The sequence below is a fragment of the Patescibacteria group bacterium genome, assembly GCA_027858235.1.
Classification (GTDB): domain Bacteria; phylum Patescibacteriota; class Patescibacteriia; order Patescibacteriales; family BM507; genus BM507.
On sequence record JAQIDC010000058.1, the window covers coordinates 1 to 2,725 of the forward strand.

Below are 2,725 nucleotides of genomic sequence, written 5' to 3' on the forward strand. Positions count from 1 at the left end.
AAATCGGGACGCTCTAACCAGCTGAGCTACCTCCCAAGCAACCATTCAATATATTTTCGACTTTTCTTTTTCTTTATTTGTAGTTCTCGCTTTATGGCTTCGCCCTTTGTGCTATATTCTTCTGAATAAACTACAACCCAAGGGCGATAAGGCTTTGTGGATGATGTGGCTCCGGCATTGTGCCGATCCAGACGCTGATCAATATTAATGCAGCTGCCAACGTAATATCGGCCAAAGCTTTCACTGTAGAGGATATAGACGTAATGGGGCATAATCAATGCTATTTAATCTTTTTGTTTAACTTTGATTGCTGTTAACTAACTTATCTAAACTTTTAAATGAAAAACAATAATGACCAATTACTGGTTATGAAACTACGAAAGAATGACCATGAGTCATTCAAACTTCTTTTTGAAAAGTACAGCAGTCCCTTATATAATTTTGCTTTCAGCTACTTAAAATCGAATAGTGCTGCTGAAGATATTGTACAAGAAGTTTTCATCAAAATATGGGAAAAAAGAAGCACCCTTATTTCTGATTCTAACTTAAAAGCATATATTTTTAAAATTGCCCTGAACGCAATGCGTAAACAGTTTTTAAAATTATCAAAAGATACTGAGGCCAAACACGATATCCTTTTTGATATTTCAAATGACAAGAATAGCTTTGATGATAACAATGATTATGATTTTTTATTATCAAAACTGAATGAATTAATTGAACAAATGCCGGAAAAAAGGAAATTGGTTTTTATAAAAAAGAAATTAGAGGAAAAATCAATTAAAGAAATAGCCACAGAATTAGACTTGTCACCGAAAACCGTTGAATATCACGTCACAGAAGCAATGAAGTTTTTAAAAAATAAATTCGAAAAACTAAATTTCAAGGGCTTGATATTCTTTTATCTTTTCATCAAAAAATAATTTCTTTCAAAATATATCATTTTTTGCCTAGGGATTTTCTACCTTTTAAGATATTAATAACAGCTAGTAGAAATTAGTATTAGTCTATTAGTAGTTAGTTAGAACAGAACAAAGAAGGAGGATTTCATATTCTCCTTCTTTAAAAAGGCAAAAATGACAAAAAATATAGATAAAGATTTATTAATTCGATATTCAAAAGGAAAGTATTCATATAACGATCTTAAAAAAATACGTGAATGTTTTTCTTCATTTAAATATGATTTAGGTAGATACCTCTATCCTCGTTGGGAATCTATTCTAACAGAAAATTCTGCTCCTAAGAACCTACACCATATTTATAAAAACATCCATTATGATATCCTTGTTAAAGAATCAAATCAAAAAAAATCAAGGAAATTATTTCATCGGATAACACAAATTGCAGCAGTTTTATTAATAGCTATTCTGTTTTCCGGTTTGGGCTATCTTCTGTCAAAATCAGATTTCCAAAATAAAGACCAATTTGCATGGGTTGAAATTAATGCACCTCTGGGTTCCAGAGTTGAATTCTTCCTACCTGACAGTTCTCGTGGTTGGTTAAACAGTGGTTCAAAATTAAAATATTCACCTAATTTCATCGATAATAGACTTGTTAATTTAACTGGTGAAGGATACTTTGAAGTAAAACATTTCGATAATTCAAAATTTAGGGTAAGTGTTCCTGATATGAATATCGATGTATTAGGTACGAAGTTTAATGTTTCTGCCTATCATGAAGATGACTTTACCGAAGTGGTTCTTGAAAAAGGAAAAGTTGAAATAACGGGAAAGACAGGAAATTTTAATCAAATACTAAAGCCCAACGAAAAGATTTCATTTAATCACCAAGAGCGAAAAGTTCTGTTATCTGAAGTCAATCCACAAAAATCTTCTGCATGGAAAGAAGGAATGTTGGTTATCGATAACGAACCTTTAGGTACAGCATTAAATCGTATAGAACGCTGGTATAATATCAGTATTGTTATTGAAAATGAGAATCTTAAGGAATATCGATTTAAAGCTACATTTATTGACGAACCGTTGGAAGAGGTATTAAAGTTAATTGCAAAAACAACTCCTATAAAATATAAAATTGATGATCGAGTAATATCTGAAAACGGTGTTGTTAACAAAAGGAAAGTAACAATAAAACTAAAATAGCAAAAACAGGGAAGAGCTGGTACCCCTTCCCTGAATATTTGCAGAGCAACTGAATTTAATTATTTACTCTAACAATGTAAAATTATGAAAAAAAAGTTAAAACTAAATGGCTATTGGTATGCTTCTTTGCTAAATCTTTATGCCATTAAAAAATTGTTTAGGATGGCACGCTTTACTTTATTTTTCGTCATCTTGGGTATAACCCAGTTGGCAGCTGTTAATTCTTATTCTCAATTAACAAGAATTTCACTTTCGGTTGAGGATGAAAAATTGGAAGACATATTCGAAAAAATTGAAAATGAGTCTGAGTTCTATTTCCTTTACAACAAAGACTTAGTCGATGTGGAACAAAAGACAAGTGTAAATTCAAAGAATGAAACTATTAAAGATGTACTGAATGAAATGTTAACCAATAAAAACATTTACTATTCAGTGTACGATCGTCAGATTGTTTTATCAAACATAGAGGATAGAAATTCTCCCCAAAACAATCTAAATACTATAACAGGAAATATAACAGATAAATCTGGAGCTCCTCTGCCTGGAGTTACTGTTTTTGTAAAAGGAACAACAACGGGTACTATTTCTGATGCTAACGGAAAATATATTTTATCTAATGTTTC

At 31.1% G+C, this 2,725-nt stretch carries 4 protein-coding genes; 3 read left to right on the forward strand and 1 reads right to left on the reverse strand.

The genetic code is table 11. The annotated features are described in order from the left end of the window. Positions 1–26: 26 nt before the first annotated feature. Positions 27–272: a GIY-YIG nuclease family protein gene (locus tag PF572_05160; GenBank protein ID MDA3840455.1), complete on the reverse strand. Its 246-nt coding sequence runs from the start codon at positions 270–272 to the stop codon at positions 27–29. A 66-nt stretch (positions 273–338) separates the two neighbouring features. On the opposite strand from PF572_05160, the gene PF572_05165 reads away from it, so the two are divergent. The 3 genes from PF572_05165 to PF572_05175 all read left to right on the forward strand — a co-directional run. Beyond that, positions 339–923, forward strand: coding sequence for an RNA polymerase sigma-70 factor (locus PF572_05165; GenBank protein MDA3840456.1), 585 nt, complete (start codon positions 339–341; stop codon positions 921–923). 153 nt (positions 924–1,076) lie between these two features. Continuing rightward, entirely contained in the window at positions 1,077–2,102 is a 1,026-nt protein-coding gene (locus PF572_05170; protein MDA3840457.1) for a DUF4974 domain-containing protein, read from the forward strand. A gap of 84 nt (positions 2,103–2,186) precedes the next feature. Beyond that, on the forward strand, positions 2,187–2,725 hold a 539-nt coding region (locus PF572_05175; GenBank protein MDA3840458.1), incomplete at its 3' end, for a secretin and TonB N-terminal domain-containing protein.